Here is a 14,650-nt window from a genome sequence, read left to right as displayed (position 1 = left end):
CGAAGCACAATCGACTGAAATACCGAGGACACCATGGAAAGCATCGACCTGCTGGTCCTGCGCACCACCCATGACTGGCTCCAGGCCGGCCATCGCGTGCTGCTCGCCACCGTCGCCCGCACCTGGGGCTCGTCGCCGCGTCCGGTCGGTTCGATGATGGCCCTGCGCAACGACGGTCGGGTAGTCGGCAGCGTGTCCGGCGGCTGCATCGAAGACGACCTGGTCCACCGCTACACCACCGCCTACGGCGGCCCAGGCCTGCCCGAGGGCGCGCCCGAGGTGATCCGCTACGGCGTCAGCGCCGACGAGGCCCACCGCTTTGGCCTGCCGTGCGGCGGCACGCTGGAACTGATCCTCGAGTTCATGCCCGCCGCCACCCCACTGCGACAACTGCTGGTACAACTCGACAACGGCCAACTGATGCGTCGCCAGCTGAGCCTGGCCGACGGCGCGGTCGACCTCGAGCCCACCGCCGCCCCGGAACAGTTCTGTTTCGATGGCCGGCACATGATCAACACCCTCGGCCCCGGCTACCGCATGCTGCTGATCGGCGCCGGCGCGCTGGCCGAGTACCTGGCGACCATGGCCCTGTTCAACGGCTTCCGGGTGGCGGTGTGCGACCCCCGGCCCGAGCACATGGCCACCTGGTCGGTCGCCGGCGTCGAATACCTGAAGGGCATGCCGGACGATGTGGTACACGACTTCAAGGCCGATCTGCGCACCTGCATCATCGCCGTCAGCCACGACCCCAAGCTCGACGACCTGGCGCTGCTCGAGGCCCTGCACGGCCCGGCGTTCTACATCGGCGCCATCGGCTCGCGGCGCAACAGCCAGCTGCGCCGCGAGCGGCTGATCGAGCACTTCGGCGAAACCGAACAGTCCCTCGAGCGCCTGCATGGGCCCATTGGCATCTACATCGGCAGCAAGACCCCGGCGGAAATCGCGGTGAGCGTGATGGCCGAAGTGCTGGCGGCGAAGAACGCCGTGAACTTGCCGGGGGCGGTGAGTGTGTCCGGGGCCAAGCGCGAGCGTGACCATCAACCTTTCTAGTGCCTGAACCTGCCGCACACCTGCCAACCAGTGTCTATGCTTCTTCTCGCATGCACCCTCGACCACAAGGAAGACAGGCCAATGAACCCGACCCGCGCCACCGCTCTCACCGCGCTCATCTTTGCCGCCAGCCTCACCGCCCACGCCGCCGAACTGCCCATCGCCAGTGAGGCGCTGGAAAGCCATGTCACCACCGAGGTGACCAAGATCGACCTGACCAATCGCCAGGTCACGGTGAAGGGTCCCCACGACAAGGACGTGACCTTCCAGCTCACCGAACAGGCCAAGGCCCTGCCCAACCTCAAGGTCGGCGATCAGGTCGACATCTACGTGACCCGCGCCGTGGCCTACGTGCTCAACACCAAGGAAGGCGGCGCACCGAAAGCGTCCGAGGAATCCGGCACCATCCGCGCCACCAAGGACAACCCCAACCCCGGCGGCGAAGCGTTCCGCCAGGTAAAGGTCACCTCGCAGATCAAGAAGATCGACCTCAACACCCATGAGGTCACCCTGCTGCCGCCCGAAGGCAAGGTACAGGTCGTCAAGGTCGAGGACCCGGACCTGCAGGCACGCATGAAGAACCTCAAGGTCGACCAGACCGTCGACGCCATCTATACCGAGATCCTGCGCGTGGAAACCTCGCGCCCAGCCCAGTAAAACCTTTGGCCGGCCCGCGTATCGAACATCATGTGAGCCCTTCCCCCCTTCAGGAGGTTTTCCATGGCGATGCGCCTGGCCGTGCCGTTTTACTGCTGCCTCACCCTCGCGCTCACGGGCTGCACCAGCGCCCGCGACGAGCCGCCACCCACCACGCAACAGATAGAACTGCAGCGCTACCAGGGCACCTGGTACGAACTGGCGCGCCTGCCGATGTTCTTCCAGCGCAACTGCGTGCAGTCCGAGGCCCATTACGGCCTGCGCGAGGACGGCCGTATCGATGTGACCAATCGCTGCCTGGAGAAGGACGGCCAGTGGAATGAGGCCCACGGCCTCGCCGAGCCACAGGTGGCCGGGCGCACCGACAAGCTCTGGGTGCGCTTCGACAACTGGTTCAGCCGCCTGGCCCCCGGCCTGACCAAGGGCGAGTACTGGGTGCTCTACCACGACCCGGACTATCGCGTGGCGCTGGTCGGCCATCCGAACCGCGAGTACCTGTGGCTGCTGTCGCGCTCACCGACCGTCAGCGCCCAGACCCGAGAACAGCTGCTGGAGCTGGCACGCCAGCAGGGCTATCCCACCGACCAACTGATCTGGCGCCAGCCAGCCCCCCAGTGACGGCCGCCATCCGCCCCTGTAAGGTGAGCCACCCGGCTCACCCAAAGGATTGCGTGCAATGATCACCTGCCACCTCAAGTACATCATCGACCCCTACCAGATCCCAGCCTTCGAGGCCTATGGCAAGCTGTGGATCGGCCTGGTCAACCGCATGGGCGGCACCCACCACGGCTACTTCCTGCCCAGCGAAGGCGCCAACAATGTCGCCTACGCCCTGTTCAGCTTCCCCAGCCTGGCGGCCTACGAGCAGTACCGCACTGCCTCGGAAACCGACCCGGAATGCATCGCCGCCTTCGCCCTGGCCAGCGAGCAACGCTTCATCCTCAGTTACGAACGCAACTTCCTGCGCCCTGTGCTCGACTGAGCCAGGGTCATTTGCGCCACATCACAGCTCTTTTATCAGTTGGTCGGGGCGTGTGCCGCCGTGAACCACGCCCTGTGCCGGGCTTGCTTCATGGCGGCAGCCGACCAGGTTCACAAAACAACAGAATCTCCCAGCGAAATCGGTATTTTTTCTGTAACGAAAATGTAAAATTCGTTTTCGCATACCTATAACAAGTTGGGAGCTTCACATGTTTGCCTTCTTCCGCCCTGCCGCGCACCAGGCGCCGCTGCCCGACGGGCGCGTCGACAGCACCTATCGCCGCCTGCGCTGGCAAATCTTCGCCGGGATCTTCTTCGGCTACGCCGGCTACTACCTGCTGCGCAAGAACTTCTCCCTGGCCATGCCCTATCTGATCGAGGAAGAGGGCTACACCCGTGGCCAACTGGGCGTGGCGATTTCCGCCATCGCCATCGCCTACGGCCTGTCCAAGTTCCTCATGGGCCTGGTCTCGGACCGCTCCAACCCGCGCTACTTCCTGCCCTTCGGCCTGCTGATCTCGGCCGGGGTGATGTTCATTTTCGGTTTCGCGCATTGGGCCACGTCCAGCGTGACGATCATGTTCGTGCTGCTGTTCATCAATGGCTGGGCCCAGGGCATGGGCTGGCCGCCGAGCGGGCGAACCATGGTGCACTGGTGGTCGCAGAAGGAGCGCGGTGGCGTGGTGTCGGTGTGGAACGTCGCCCACAACGTCGGCGGCGGCCTGATCGGCCCGCTGTTCCTGCTGGGCCTGGGCTGGACCAACGACTGGCATGCCGCCTTCTACGTGCCCGCTGCCGTGGCCGTGCTGGTGGCTGTGTTCGCCTTCGCCACCATGCGCGACACCCCGCAGTCGGTCGGCCTGCCGCCGGTCGAGCAGTACAAGAACGACTACCCCGAAGGCTACGACGAGAGCCACGAGCAGGAGTTCAGCGCCAAGCAGATCTTCGTCGAGTACGTGCTGCGCAACAAGCTGCTGTGGTACATCGCCATGGCCAACGTGTTCGTCTACCTGCTGCGCTACGGCGTGCTCGACTGGGCGCCGACCTACCTGAAGGAAGCCAAGCACTTCAGCGTCGACACCACCTCGTGGGCGTACTTCTTCTACGAGTGGGCCGGCATCCCCGGCACCCTGCTGTGCGGCTGGATGTCCGACAAGATCTTCCGCGGCAACCGCGGCCTGACCGGTATCGTGTTCATGGTCCTGGTGACCGTCGCCACCCTGGTGTACTGGCTCAACCCGCCGGGCAACCCGACCGTCGACATGATCGCGCTGTTCGCCATCGGCTTCCTGATCTACGGGCCGGTGATGCTGATCGGCCTGCAGGCGCTGGAGCTGGCGCCGAAGAAAGCCGCCGGTACCGCAGCCGGCTTCACCGGGCTGTTCGGCTACCTGGGCGGCTCGGTCGCGGCCAGCGCGGCGATGGGCTACACCGTCGACCACTTCGGCTGGGACGGCGGCTTCGTGCTGCTGGTGAGCGCGTGCGTGCTGGCGATCGCGTTCATGGTGCCGACCCTTTGGCACAGCAAGGCGGCAAGTGCCGGTCGCGAGGCGATCGCCTGATAGCCCCCTGAATCGGCGACACCTACCGTAACGACACTGCCTGGACGACCAGGCGGTGTCGCGGTCACCTCCTGAAGGAGCGTCCTTACTCCGCCCGGAAACTCCAGACAATCTCGACCACTCGCGACGCCAGGATGAGATAGAGCAGGCACAGGATGACCTGCAGTACCGTGTGATATGGCAACTTCGCCAGACGATGCAGCGTGTCGCTGATGTTCAACAGCAACAGCAACGCCGACACCAGGATCAACCCCCAGCCGGTGAAACTGGACACCCACAACCCCAACAGCATCTGCTGGTTGCCATGGATCGCCTCGGTGCCCGCGGCGAACAACAGCGCGCACACCAGCAGGTTCTTGAAGTTGTCGAAGACCTTGTTACTGAGGTCCGCATCCAACAGTGCGAGGTACTTTCGCCACAGTCTGCGCATAGCTTCCCCATGAATTCGGATCATCAGCAGGTGTCAGGGACACGCAAGCGCGCCTGAAGCCCGAGCCAGGCCGCAACGGCGTCTTGCACTAGCGCTTGGCGTTCTTCTTGACGATAGCCTTCATTCGCGAAGCCGCCCGCTGCACGGTCGCCATCTTCTCCGGGCGCTTCATGCCCCGCCATTTGCGAATCTCATCCCGGGTCCGGCCACAGCTCACGCACAGCTCGCCATTGAGTTGGCACAGCGAGACGCAGGGGTTGTCGATGTCCTTGGCCATGGGGCGCTCCAATATCGGGGGGGCGCATGATAGCGGTTCGACAATCGCCCTTGAACCGGCCAACCCCGAGGGCGCGGCTCCCTGCGCGCCGATTCATCGATACTTCCCATCCAAAGCCTCTACAATGCCGCTTCCAGCCTGAACGGAATCAAGCGATGCCCGTCTCCCTGATGCGCCCCTCTCACGCCCCTCTGCTCGCACCAGGAGAAACCGTGCTGCTGTTCGATGGCGTATGCAAGCTGTGCAACGGCTGGGCGACGTTCGTTATCCGCCACGATCGCCACCAACGCATCCGCCTGGCCACGGTGCAGTCAGCCGAAGGCCAGGCATTGCTGGCCTGGGCAGGCCTGCCCGTGACGGCGTTCGACACCATGGCGGTCATTCGTGACAACCACTACTGGGTGCGCTCCGAGGCATTCTTCGAGGTAGTACGCCAACTGCCTGGCGCCTGGCCGCTGCTGCGCATGCTGCGTCTATGCCCCTGCAGGTTGCGGGAAGGGTTGTACGATCGTGTGGCGCTCAACCGCTATCGGCTGTTCGGCCGATATGAGCAATGCCTGATGCCCAGCCCAGACCATCAACGTCGTTTTCTCGGGAAGCAGCCATGAACCGTCTTCACCAGGTCCACTGGCTGGCCCGCGCCACCTGGTTGTCACAGGTGTGCCGTGGCCATCGCCCAGCCAGCGCGGCCGTGCATGAGCATCGACAGCACTTCGGCGCAGAACGTCGAGAAGGTGGTCAGCCCGCCGCAAAAGCCCGTGGTGATCAGCAGCCGCCAGGCCGGATCGAGGTTGGGCAAGCGCAGGAAGAAGGCCATCGCGCCGCCGATGACGAACCACCGACGAGGTTGACCAGCAAGGTGCCCAACGGCATCCCGGGAAACAGCGAGTTCAGGCGCAGGCCAAGGATCCAGCGCAATACGCAACCGGCACTGCCTCCGACGACAACGGAAATGAACGAGAGGTACATCGACTAGCTCCAGGATAGGTCCGAAAGCCCCCCATGGAGAGAGACAGGCACAGGCCTACGCGCCCTCCAATGGGGTTGCGCAGGCATCATCAGCGCTGAGGCGGTTCAAGGAGGGAAGCCATCTCCTGAGGGTCGGTGCTACGGGTCGAAACCCTCGCTTGGCAACATTTCGATGCAAAAATGCAACACACACCTTCGCCCGCACCGTTAGAATGGCCGCCTGGCGTGTGCTGCGTGCGCCCGGGAGCCTTCCCGAATACGGAGAACATTCATTTGTTTTCCGTGAGATCCGTCCATGTTGCACGCATGCCTCCATTCCCCATGGCCCTTCCTGCCCCGTGTCCTCACGGCGTGGGTCGCTGCGCCGCATTTTCCATCCTTCTTCTCGCCCTTCGCCGCAGTGGCCCGTCTTGCCCGGAGCCAGCGTCCCGCCGTGCCCGTTGCCCGTCGCGACACTGCCACCGCGAGGGTGATGCCATGAACGAGGAGCGTTACATGACCGCACCCCTTCCACCCCTCAAGCCGCGCTCGATGCTGCGGCACCTGCTGGCCACCGAGGCGGCCGGTGGCGTCCTCCTGATGTTCACCGCCGCGCTGGCCATCGTCATCGCCAACAGCCCCTGGGCCAGTGCCTACCAGCACCTGCTGCACCTGCCCGTCGGCCCGGTGCTGACCGACAAGCTCGGCCCAATGACCGTGCACATGTGGATCAACGATGGCCTGATGGCGATCTTCTTCCTGCTGGTGGGCCTGGAAATCAAGCGCGAGCTGGTCGACGGCCGCCTGGCCAGTTGGGAGCAGCGCCGCCTGCCGGCCCTGCCGGCACTGATGGGCATGGCCGTGCCGGCGCTCATCTACCTGGCGGTGTCCCGTGGCGAGCCGGGCCTGGCCGACGGCTGGGCGATCCCGGCCGCCACCGACATCGCCTTCGCTGTCGGCGCCCTGGCCCTGCTCGGCCGGCATGCACCGCTGTCGCTCAAGGTGATGCTGGTGTCGGTGGCGATCATCGACGACATGGGTGCGGTGGCGATCATCGCCGTGTTCTACACCTCGTCGCTGAACCTGCTGGCCCTGGCCGGCGCCGCCGGCATCGTCGCGGTGCTGCTGGCCTGCAACCGCCTGCGCGTGGTCAGCCTGTGGCCCTACCTGATCGGCGTGGCCGCATTGTGGTACGTGACCTTGCTGTCGGGCGTACACGCCACCATCGCCGGCGTGGTCGGCGCCCTGCTGATCCCCTACAGCACCGGTGGCAGCGAGGCCCGCGAAGCCAGCCCGCTGCTCAAACTGGAGCATGGCCTGGCGCCCTGGGTCGGCTTCCTCATCGTGCCAGCCTTCGGCTTCGCCAACGCCGGCGTGTCGTTCGGCAATCTGGGCCTGAGCGACATCTTCGCTCCATTGCCACTGGCCATTGCCCTGGGCCTGCTGCTGGGCAAGCAGCTCGGCGTATTCGGCGGCGTGCTGCTGGCGGTCAGGACCGGCCTGGCCAGCAAGCCCCATGGCGCCAGCTGGCTGCAGATCTACGGCGTGGCGATGCTGTGCGGCATCGGCTTCACCATGAGCCTGTTCATCGGCGAGCTGGCCTTCCCCGGCCAGGCCGATAAGATCGACGCAGCCAAGATCGGCATCCTGCTGGGCTCGCTGCTGTCGGCGGTGATCGCCTGCCTGATCCTGCGCTTCGCGCCCAAACCGGCGGATTGATGCAAGCGCTCGGGGCTGCCTGGCAGCCCCGTTCAATCTACTGGTAACTGAACTTGCGTGTAGTAACTGGACTTGCGTGGGCATGCCCCGCGATCATTTTACAGCGCCACCCGGAACCTGCAGCCCACCTCACCCCCGCACCACCGACACCCCGCCATCCACCACCATGGCCGCCCCGGTCATGAAACTCGATGCCTCCGACGCCAGGAACAACGCCGCCTCGGCGATCTCCTGCGGCCGGGCCAGGCGTTTGAGGGCATGCAGCCCTTCGACATGGGCCCGGGCCTCGGGGCTGTTCATCGCACTACGGCCCATGGGCGTATCGGTACCGCCGGGCAGCAGCGCGTTGGCGCGTATGCCACGGCAGCCCTGCTCCGCCGCAATGACCTGGACCAGGCCGACCAGGCCGGCCTTGCTTGCCGCATAGGCGGCCATGCCCGGCATGCCCACGCTGTGGCCGACAAAGGTCGAGGTGAAAATCAGCGAGCCGCCGCCACGGGCCAGCAACGCCGGAATCTGCGCCTGGGCGCAGAGGAACGCGCTGGTAAGGTTGGTGTGCAGGGTGTGTTGCCAGCCCTCCAGGGACAGTTCGGGGACGGCGGCCAGTTCACCGAGGGTACCGGCATTGTTGAAGGCGATGTCCAGGCCACCGAAGCGCGCCACCGCCACGTCCACCAGCTCCCTGACCAACGCCGCATCGGTGATGTCGCCAGCCACGGCAATAGCCCGGCCTTGCCCGGCCGCCGCGATGTCCGCCGTCAATTGCTCGAGTTCGGCCTGGCGCCGGGCCGTGAGCACAAGGTTGGCGCCGTGCCGGGCGAACAATGTCGCCGCGGCTCGGCCGATACCGGAGCTGGCGCCGGTGATGATTGCCACTTTGCCTGCCAGTTGCATGATGAGTACCTCGTCCTGAAGGTGGGTGCAGGGTGCGCGGGTACTATCGGATGCGGTACAAGGGGGATGCTCTCCGTTTCTTGCGGACTGTGGTCAGCCGACCGCAAGATGAAGGTTCGACGAGTCAGGGGGAGCACTGGTCAAGGGCGAGGCAAACTGCTTACCTCAGGAAGATGGGAAACGGCGAACAGGAGCGCTGTGCCCCCCTTGGTAGGGCCACCATCTAGCGACTGCGCAAGCTTGCGTGCAGTCATCGAACCCATGCCCAGATATCGGTGGCCCCCCTACCGACACCTCGCTACGAACTGCCGCGCGAATCACGTCGAAGACCTTCTTTGTAAGCAGGCACTTAGCATAGCTCACGAACGATGCTTGTTCGGATAGCGGGGTCACCTCTTCTTCCATCACTTCCCCACCTGCGACGATCGGATTGCGCACGGTGCGCATCCCAGCCTCAAGTTGTTCGATGGCCTGGGTGCAGTAATGCAAAGCTTGTACTCGCCCTTCCTTTTGTATCGCCTACTCATTACATGACAGGTGCGATCGTCTGTCCGAGCAGAGCCACACTGGATGGCTGTTGCAGCAACCCGCGCGGCAAGCGGAAGCCTTTGAACGGTTGTTGAGTAATTGGGTTGAAGGCCTTCTCTGCGCTGAGTCGGTAGCGCATCACACCATCACCAGTCCTGAAACTCAGATCCACGCTGGTCGCCGTCCGCCCATTGAGCGAACCGCGACTGAGCAGGCGAAACATGGACCATGGCCCTCGGTACTCCAGGCTGCTGCTGTTGCCGTTCTGCCTGAGCAGTGTCAGGTTGCTACGCACATGTTGCCCAAGCGTATTGGGCCAGATAATGCCGGTGATCTGGCTCGTGCCATGGGTGTAGGAAATCAACTGACCGTCCAGATCCAGCAGGCTGGTGCGCTGGTTCGCACTCAGCCCTAACGGCTCGATACTGAACTGCACACTCAAGTTGCCGCGTTGATCGAAGAACGTTTCGCGAATGCGGTCTGCCAGTTCCAACTGCTCGATCACATCGCTGCGGATCAGGGACTGCCCCTGCTGGCCGGTTTGCAGGGCTTCGAGGTTGTCCTTCAGGAACACCTTCAGATACTGCTCATTGAACTGCTTCAGCCGGCCCTTCGGCCCGAAGAACGCCTCGAAGTCATCCAGGGACGCGTCGGGCGCCCTGGCCACGAAGGGGTATCGACCTGCCAGGCGCTGCTGGAAGAAGCTGTACACCTCGGCGTCCCAGCGCCGTTCCAACTCGCGCAGGGCTTCAACGTTCAATACCTGCGCCGTTTGATCAGCCACCTTTCGGACCTGGTGGTTGATCGGCTCAGGCAAGCCGGTGGATACCCGTTGCAAGGTGCCGATGGGGTCATGCCCGATCATCGAGAAACGCTGATGCACGGCCTGCAGAGCAGCCTTGCCTCGGTCCGGGCTGTCCTGCACCGCCTTGGCGTAGTCGTGCACGTCTGCGATAGCAGCCAGGGTTTCATCGTAGTAGCTAGGCTTCTCTGCCGTTGCCTGCAGCATCGCGCTCAGCCTGGCAAAGGCCCTTTGAATAGTCCACGCCTGCTGATGCCCAGGCTTACTACTTGTCGGTGGCACGGTCTTGGCTTCATCTGCCACCTCAACAACGCCAGTCGATGAGAGCGATGTGTTGTCCCTTACCGTATCGAGCAATCGATGCAGCGGCGCCGCAGGCCCCGTCAACTGCTGCAGGATCGCGACACCATGGTCCAGGTCACGGAAATCAGCCACGCTGAAAGCGTTGAGGGCATGGCGCCAACTGTCAATGTAATCGGCGCTGTATAAGTTGCGCAGCCGTTCGCTCAGCGCCTCCCTGTCGGCGTCCGAGTAATCGAGCTGGCTACGCTCGCCCAGCGCCCATTGGTCAATCATCGCCAAATCGGCGAAGCTCTGACTGCGTGGCTCGAAGTACTCCTTGAAACCTTTGGCAGTGAGCATCGGTGCTATCAGCACATCATTATCCTTCCTGGCGCCCATGGACGGCTGATACACCACGTCGAAGGCAGGCCCAACCTGATGACGCAAGTCCAGGCCGGTATGCAACTGCTCCCCGGCCTTTTGTTTCAGGCCGGCGTAAACCCGCTCGGGTAGCGGCACCTTGCGCAGCGCTGCCTGCGCCACGGCGACACGCTGGCTGTATTGCGGCAGGTCGGTATCGGCGTAGGCCAGGGCGTACTTAAGGTGCCGCATGAGGTCGCGCTGCAGTTGCCCCTGACCAGGGAATTTCTGCTGCCATTGTCGGGCCATCCACTCTTCGACCCATTCGGTGCGGCGGTTCTGACGGTCCTCCAGCATGCGGTAAACCCTGAGGGCAGCCATTTGCTGCTCACTGCCTGGCGGCGCCGCATCCATGGCATCGATCACACCACTGGCCAAGGCCGGCAGGAACCGCTTGGAGAGCAAGCTGAGATATGCCTCATCGACACGCGGGCCTATAGCGCGCCCCTGATACAGGCCAAAATCGGAAACACCTGGCCATGCAGCGCGGTAGTCGCCAAAAACCAATACCGCATCGCGAATCTGGTCCAGCGGCTCCAGCAGATTGCGCCCGGTAGGATCCAGACGCTGGTCCACCTCGTGATGGCTGTACTCCCTGCTTTTGGCAAGCACGTTGGCGGCTTTGTCGCCATTGATGTCGAAAAAGCGCTGCCAGCCGGCGATGGCGACACAAAAAGCCAGCATGCCTACCCCTGAGCCCATCCATAGGAGTTGGCGCTTGCTGCGTGCCACCTTGATGTTATCCCCAGCAAGTCCGGCTTCCTTATAGATGACGCGCCCGAACGCATGCTGGATGAAGTACGGCAGCGCCTTGGTTTGCGCCTTGCCCTCGAGCAGAGGGAGCTTCGTCTTGTAGGGTTGCGCAGCCTCGCGCACGAAAGCGTTGAGCATGTCGCCTTGCTGGCTGACCGAGGACCAGTACACTCCGCGTACCAAGGCTGGCGTGGTGTAGCGATCACTGGCCAGCGCTTCTTTCAGGAATTCCTGCAATATTGGGCGCAAGCCGATCAGTTGGGCATGCAATGAGAACAGGCGCGCGCGCTGCGGAGCACTGTCCAGCGCATCGAGCCGATCCACCACCTGCTCGAACAGCTGGCTGATCAACTGTTCGTAGTGATCGCCATACTCCTCCAGCCAAGCGTCGAACGTGCCGATCGCATCCAACTTGAAGGTGAAACCGAGCATTTTTTCCCGCATGGAGACGCAAAGCCCGGCATAGAGCTGGTCGAACCCGTCCAACAGGTCGAACTTGGTCAGCACCACATACAGCGGCAACCGCGAACCCAATTGATTACTGACCTCGTACAGGCGGGTGCGCAACACATGCGCCAAGGCAATGCGCTGCTCGGGTGTGCCATGCAATAGCGCGGGTAAGTCGACTACCAGCAATATGCCATTGAGGGCTCTCTGGCTGCGGCTGCGCAACAACCAGTCCAGCAGGTGCTGCCACAGCCTGGCCGAGGTTGCAGGTGGCACTTGCTGTGTGGCGGATTCGTCGACGGGCGAGCCTGCCAGCGACTCCTGCCTGATGAACGCCCCTGGCGGATCGATTATCACCGCATCATTGCTGACCCACCAACCTATCGGAAAGGCCAGCGCTTGGGCCTGCCTGCCCCGAGCCTGTGCCTTGTCGATGCGAGTCAGGGAAAAGCTTTGTTCTGTGCGATCGATGAAGCTGGTCTTGCCAGCATGCTGGTCGCCTATCACCAAGTACCAGGGCAATCGATACAACGCACGTCGCCCACCTGCGCCATCGAGAAATCGCGAAAGTCCTTGGTCCAAGGCTTTCTCTTGCGCTTGAACCAGTGGCAATACGCTGTCCAGCTCAGCGGCCACCGCCTGCTTGCGCTCAGCCTGCAGGCGAACGTATCGCCTGCGCAGCACCACTAGCCAGCACAACAGCGGCACCAGCACGAGCACCAGGCTGGCCACGCTCCGATGCGCCAGGCTGGCCAGCGGGTGCTGTTCGCGCCACGTCCACTGCGGCCCGAGCCACCAGATGGCGACCAGCATCAGTACGGTACCCAGCACAAGCAGCAGCGGGATGGCCAGGCCGATCCGACTCACCAGGGGCAAACCCCAACGTTTCAATAGCTTCCATAGTTGATTCATGGGGTCCTAGTCCTTGTTCTGATCAGCCAACACATGGGCAGAGGCATACTGTTGCAGTCGTTGAAACACCTCTGGCTCCCAAACGGCGGCCGTGGTGTGCTGCATGATCCGTGCGACGCTGGCGCACAGGTCCTGAGCCAGCCAGGACACGCCTCGCGCTGCCAAGAAATCGGCCGCAATAACGGTGGTATGGCAGCGCTCACGCGGAGCACGAAGGTCCGCCTGCATGGCCTGCAACTTGAGCAATACCGGCTCTACCCCACCTGCGTCCAACTGGCCGGCCAACTCTTCGCGCAGGCCTGCGAACTCATGGGCAGATTCGGCTTGCGTTTGCCCAGCTGCGCCTCTGAGCCAAGCCATGCTTTGATCGTCCACGAACGACCTGCCGTCGCTGAAACACAACTTCTGGAGCGCGGGCATGCGTTGGACGAATCGGGCAGTCGCTGCGCGGATTGCCTCAGCTACCTCCCCCATCGCCAGCCGTGTCGCCGTACTGGCGGCGAGGAAACTGCCGCGTACCCAAAAGGGGCAAGCCGTCACGCTCTTTTCGATCCGCTGAAGCAACGCCGCGTCGATCGCGGTGCCAGCAATCGCCTCTTCATAGTCGCTGGCGATATCCAGCGGCACCGCCATCAGTTCCGTGCGATTGGCTTGCTTGATTTGAGGCGCCGCCTGGATATGGGACCACAGGCCGAATCGACGCAACTGGTAGCCCGTCGGGTCGTAGGGGTCTTGTTGATTGATCATCTCGGCCATGGCCAGCACGGCCCGTCGTGATTCGCGCTCGTTGCCTAACGACACACGAGGCATTGGGGTGGCAATGACCTCGGCCAGCGGTGCAGACTTGGTGGCCGCCGCCGGCGACTTCGCCGCAGCAGGCTCGCCAGCACCGCTCGCCTGCTCCGCCTGCTTGCGCAGCAGCCGACCTACATTATTCAGAAAGGCTCCATCCAACTGAGCAACGGCTTGCTGCTGTTGCAGGCGCTGCAATGCCTCTTGAGCTGCGGCTGCATGAGCAGGGGTGAATGTGTAGCGGTCCAGGCGCGGCAGCGCTTCATTCAAGCGATCGAGCACAAGGCCAACCAGCTTGCGCTTGCCCAGGAAACCTTTGGGGCCAGGCTTTGGATGCGCTACCTCCCAATAGCGCTCGACCATGCCGGCCAGCAACGCCAAGGTAAATCCCCATCGCTCCCAACATCCACTGCGAAGCCACGCAGCACTCAGGTGCGCAACGATACGCAAGTGCTTGCACTGCTGGGCCAGATACTGTCGTGATGCTTCCTCGATATAGGCCCAGTCGATGGTGGATGCCTGCAGCCCGCCCAGCTTGACCATTTCCTGGTCAATGGCCTGATAGGTTTCGTCCTCCACATCGAACAGACCGACCGGTGCCTGCGCATCGATGGGTGCGAGCAGCCGGGCAATTTCCTGTGCGTTAACCTCTGCTACCAGCGACATGTTTTGCGCGCCTCGTCGATGAGCGGGTCCAGGCCTTGAGCATCGAAGACCAATCCATCAATGGAGGGGTTGTCGCTTTGGACCTGAATGCGATGGGCCCCAATCAGTTGCTTGATCTGCTCGATTCCGGGCAAGCCCCGACCCGCATCGAGTACCTGACCGTTCTCCGTCACCTGCCAAGGGGTTGCGACGGTGGTGCTCCGCTCCCCCTGCAATCGCACCGTCACCCGACCAGCGTCAATGGGATGCGCGGCGACCAGTTGCAGCCTGGAGATGTTCTGCAAACAACTGATCACCAGGTAGGGATGCGACGCGGCCGAAGCGATTGCAGGTGCAGAGATCGTCAGCCCGTCGTCTCCAGACGTGAGTCGAAACGTTAGGTCGTCGGGATGGCGTCCTGCTTCGTGAGCCAGCACCCGGCGCACCGTGGGTGAGTCCTGTTCTGGCGGCGACCACTGCATGGGCACCGAGTGTGCAGGCGTTCCGGCAGCTTCATCAAAACACGCCAAGCGCTCAAGGTTGGACACGAT

Annotated in this window: 13 protein-coding genes, 1 pseudogene and 1 riboswitch; of the genes and pseudogenes, 7 read left to right on the top strand and 7 right to left on the bottom strand. The window is 63.3% G+C overall.

Translation table 11 applies throughout. The features are described from left to right. Positions 1-33 precede the first annotated feature (33 nt). The 5 genes from ACVWZ5_RS08280 (at position 34) to glpT (ending at position 4,250) form a co-directional block, all read left to right on the top strand. Positions 34-1,050 carry an XdhC family protein gene (locus ACVWZ5_RS08280; RefSeq protein ID WP_343582111.1) on the top strand — a complete coding sequence of 339 codons (1,017 nt, stop codon included), beginning with the start codon at positions 34-36 and terminating at the stop codon, positions 1,048-1,050. Between the two features lie 81 nt (positions 1,051-1,131). Then, the gene (locus tag ACVWZ5_RS08275; RefSeq protein ID WP_062574463.1) at positions 1,132-1,707 is read left to right on the top strand and encodes a hypothetical protein; all 576 of its coding nucleotides are present in this window, start codon (positions 1,132-1,134) and stop codon (positions 1,705-1,707) included. A 63-nt stretch (positions 1,708-1,770) separates the two neighbouring features. Then, positions 1,771-2,325 carry a lipocalin family protein gene (locus tag ACVWZ5_RS08270; RefSeq protein WP_062574464.1) on the top strand — a complete coding sequence of 185 codons (555 nt, stop codon included), beginning with the start codon at positions 1,771-1,773 and terminating at the stop codon, positions 2,323-2,325. A 58-nt stretch (positions 2,326-2,383) separates the two neighbouring features. Then, entirely contained in the window at positions 2,384-2,689 is a 306-nt protein-coding gene (locus tag ACVWZ5_RS08265) for an NIPSNAP family protein (RefSeq protein WP_028691414.1), read from the top strand. A 208-nt stretch (positions 2,690-2,897) separates the two neighbouring features. Next, a complete protein-coding gene (gene glpT, locus ACVWZ5_RS08260) occupies positions 2,898-4,250 on the top strand; it encodes a glycerol-3-phosphate transporter (protein WP_062574465.1) in 1,353 nt (450 codons plus the stop codon). Positions 4,251-4,335: 85 nt separating this feature from the next. Here the strand turns inward: glpT and ACVWZ5_RS08255 are convergent, their stop codons facing one another. Together ACVWZ5_RS08255 and ACVWZ5_RS08250 are read right to left on the bottom strand one after the other, a co-directional pair. Then, entirely contained in the window at positions 4,336-4,680 is a 345-nt protein-coding gene (locus ACVWZ5_RS08255) for a hypothetical protein (RefSeq protein WP_062574466.1), read from the bottom strand. Positions 4,681-4,768: 88 nt separating this feature from the next. Next, positions 4,769-4,957 carry a DUF1289 domain-containing protein gene (locus ACVWZ5_RS08250; protein WP_028691411.1) on the bottom strand — a complete coding sequence of 63 codons (189 nt, stop codon included), beginning with the start codon at positions 4,955-4,957 and terminating at the stop codon, positions 4,769-4,771. A gap of 155 nt (positions 4,958-5,112) precedes the next feature. Here ACVWZ5_RS08250 and ACVWZ5_RS08245 point away from each other — a divergent pair, with 155 nt between their 5' ends. Next, positions 5,113-5,565 carry a thiol-disulfide oxidoreductase DCC family protein gene (locus ACVWZ5_RS08245; RefSeq protein ID WP_457340537.1) on the top strand — a complete coding sequence of 151 codons (453 nt, stop codon included), beginning with the start codon at positions 5,113-5,115 and terminating at the stop codon, positions 5,563-5,565. A gap of 65 nt (positions 5,566-5,630) precedes the next feature. On the opposite strand, the pseudogene crcB reads toward ACVWZ5_RS08245, so the two are convergent. Then, positions 5,631-5,926: pseudogene (gene crcB / locus ACVWZ5_RS08240) on the bottom strand (fluoride efflux transporter CrcB); the annotation flags it as partial. A gap of 73 nt (positions 5,927-5,999) precedes the next feature. Next, positions 6,000-6,061, bottom strand: a riboswitch (Fluoride riboswitch). 360 nt (positions 6,062-6,421) lie between these two features. Here crcB and nhaA point away from each other — a divergent pair. Then, the gene (gene nhaA / locus ACVWZ5_RS08235; RefSeq protein ID WP_457340536.1) at positions 6,422-7,624 is read left to right on the top strand and encodes a Na+/H+ antiporter NhaA; all 1,203 of its coding nucleotides are present in this window, start codon (positions 6,422-6,424) and stop codon (positions 7,622-7,624) included. Between the two features lie 129 nt (positions 7,625-7,753). Here the strand turns inward: nhaA and ACVWZ5_RS08230 are convergent, their stop codons facing one another. The 4 genes from ACVWZ5_RS08230 to vasI form a co-directional block, all read right to left on the bottom strand. Beyond that, positions 7,754-8,518, bottom strand: a complete 765-nt coding sequence (locus ACVWZ5_RS08230) for an SDR family oxidoreductase (RefSeq protein ID WP_457340535.1) — start codon at positions 8,516-8,518, stop codon at positions 7,754-7,756. A gap of 526 nt (positions 8,519-9,044) precedes the next feature. Further along, positions 9,045-12,662, bottom strand: a complete 3,618-nt coding sequence (gene tssM, locus ACVWZ5_RS08225; protein ID WP_084941292.1) for a type VI secretion system membrane subunit TssM — start codon at positions 12,660-12,662, stop codon at positions 9,045-9,047. Positions 12,663-12,668: 6 nt separating this feature from the next. Beyond that, the gene (gene tssA, locus ACVWZ5_RS08220; protein WP_084941295.1) at positions 12,669-14,120 is read right to left on the bottom strand and encodes a type VI secretion system protein TssA; all 1,452 of its coding nucleotides are present in this window, start codon (positions 14,118-14,120) and stop codon (positions 12,669-12,671) included. Next, a complete protein-coding gene (gene vasI, locus ACVWZ5_RS08215; protein WP_253249218.1) occupies positions 14,108-14,647 on the bottom strand; it encodes a type VI secretion system-associated protein VasI in 540 nt (179 codons plus the stop codon). The genes tssA and vasI overlap by 13 nt, the downstream gene beginning before the upstream one ends. Positions 14,648-14,650: the final 3 nt, after the last annotated feature.

Source organism: Pseudomonas sp. TE6283 (genome assembly GCF_054060555.1).
This window is presented reverse-complemented; position numbering and strand designations above follow the sequence as displayed.

What these genes read in the sequence shown, in the direction of transcription:
- ACVWZ5_RS08280 (WP_343582111.1), top strand. Translation starts at nt 34, where the DNA reads ATGGAAAGCATCGACCTGCTGGTCCTGCGCACCACCCATGACTGGCTC.
- ACVWZ5_RS08275 (WP_062574463.1), top strand. Translation starts at nt 1,132, where the DNA reads ATGAACCCGACCCGCGCCACCGCTCTCACCGCGCTCATCTTTGCCGCC.
- ACVWZ5_RS08270 (WP_062574464.1), top strand. Translation starts at nt 1,771, where the DNA reads ATGGCGATGCGCCTGGCCGTGCCGTTTTACTGCTGCCTCACCCTCGCG.
- ACVWZ5_RS08265 (WP_028691414.1), top strand. Translation starts at nt 2,384, where the DNA reads ATGATCACCTGCCACCTCAAGTACATCATCGACCCCTACCAGATCCCA.
- glpT (WP_062574465.1), top strand. Translation starts at nt 2,898, where the DNA reads ATGTTTGCCTTCTTCCGCCCTGCCGCGCACCAGGCGCCGCTGCCCGAC.
- ACVWZ5_RS08255 (WP_062574466.1), bottom strand. Translation starts at nt 4,680, where the DNA reads ATGCGCAGACTGTGGCGAAAGTACCTCGCACTGTTGGATGCGGACCTC.
- ACVWZ5_RS08250 (WP_028691411.1), bottom strand. Translation starts at nt 4,957, where the DNA reads ATGGCCAAGGACATCGACAACCCCTGCGTCTCGCTGTGCCAACTCAAT.
- ACVWZ5_RS08245 (WP_457340537.1), top strand. Translation starts at nt 5,113, where the DNA reads ATGCCCGTCTCCCTGATGCGCCCCTCTCACGCCCCTCTGCTCGCACCA.
- nhaA (WP_457340536.1), top strand. Translation starts at nt 6,422, where the DNA reads ATGACCGCACCCCTTCCACCCCTCAAGCCGCGCTCGATGCTGCGGCAC.
- ACVWZ5_RS08230 (WP_457340535.1), bottom strand. Translation starts at nt 8,518, where the DNA reads ATGCAACTGGCAGGCAAAGTGGCAATCATCACCGGCGCCAGCTCCGGT.
- tssM (WP_084941292.1), bottom strand. Translation starts at nt 12,662, where the DNA reads ATGAATCAACTATGGAAGCTATTGAAACGTTGGGGTTTGCCCCTGGTG.
- tssA (WP_084941295.1), bottom strand. Translation starts at nt 14,120, where the DNA reads ATGTCGCTGGTAGCAGAGGTTAACGCACAGGAAATTGCCCGGCTGCTC.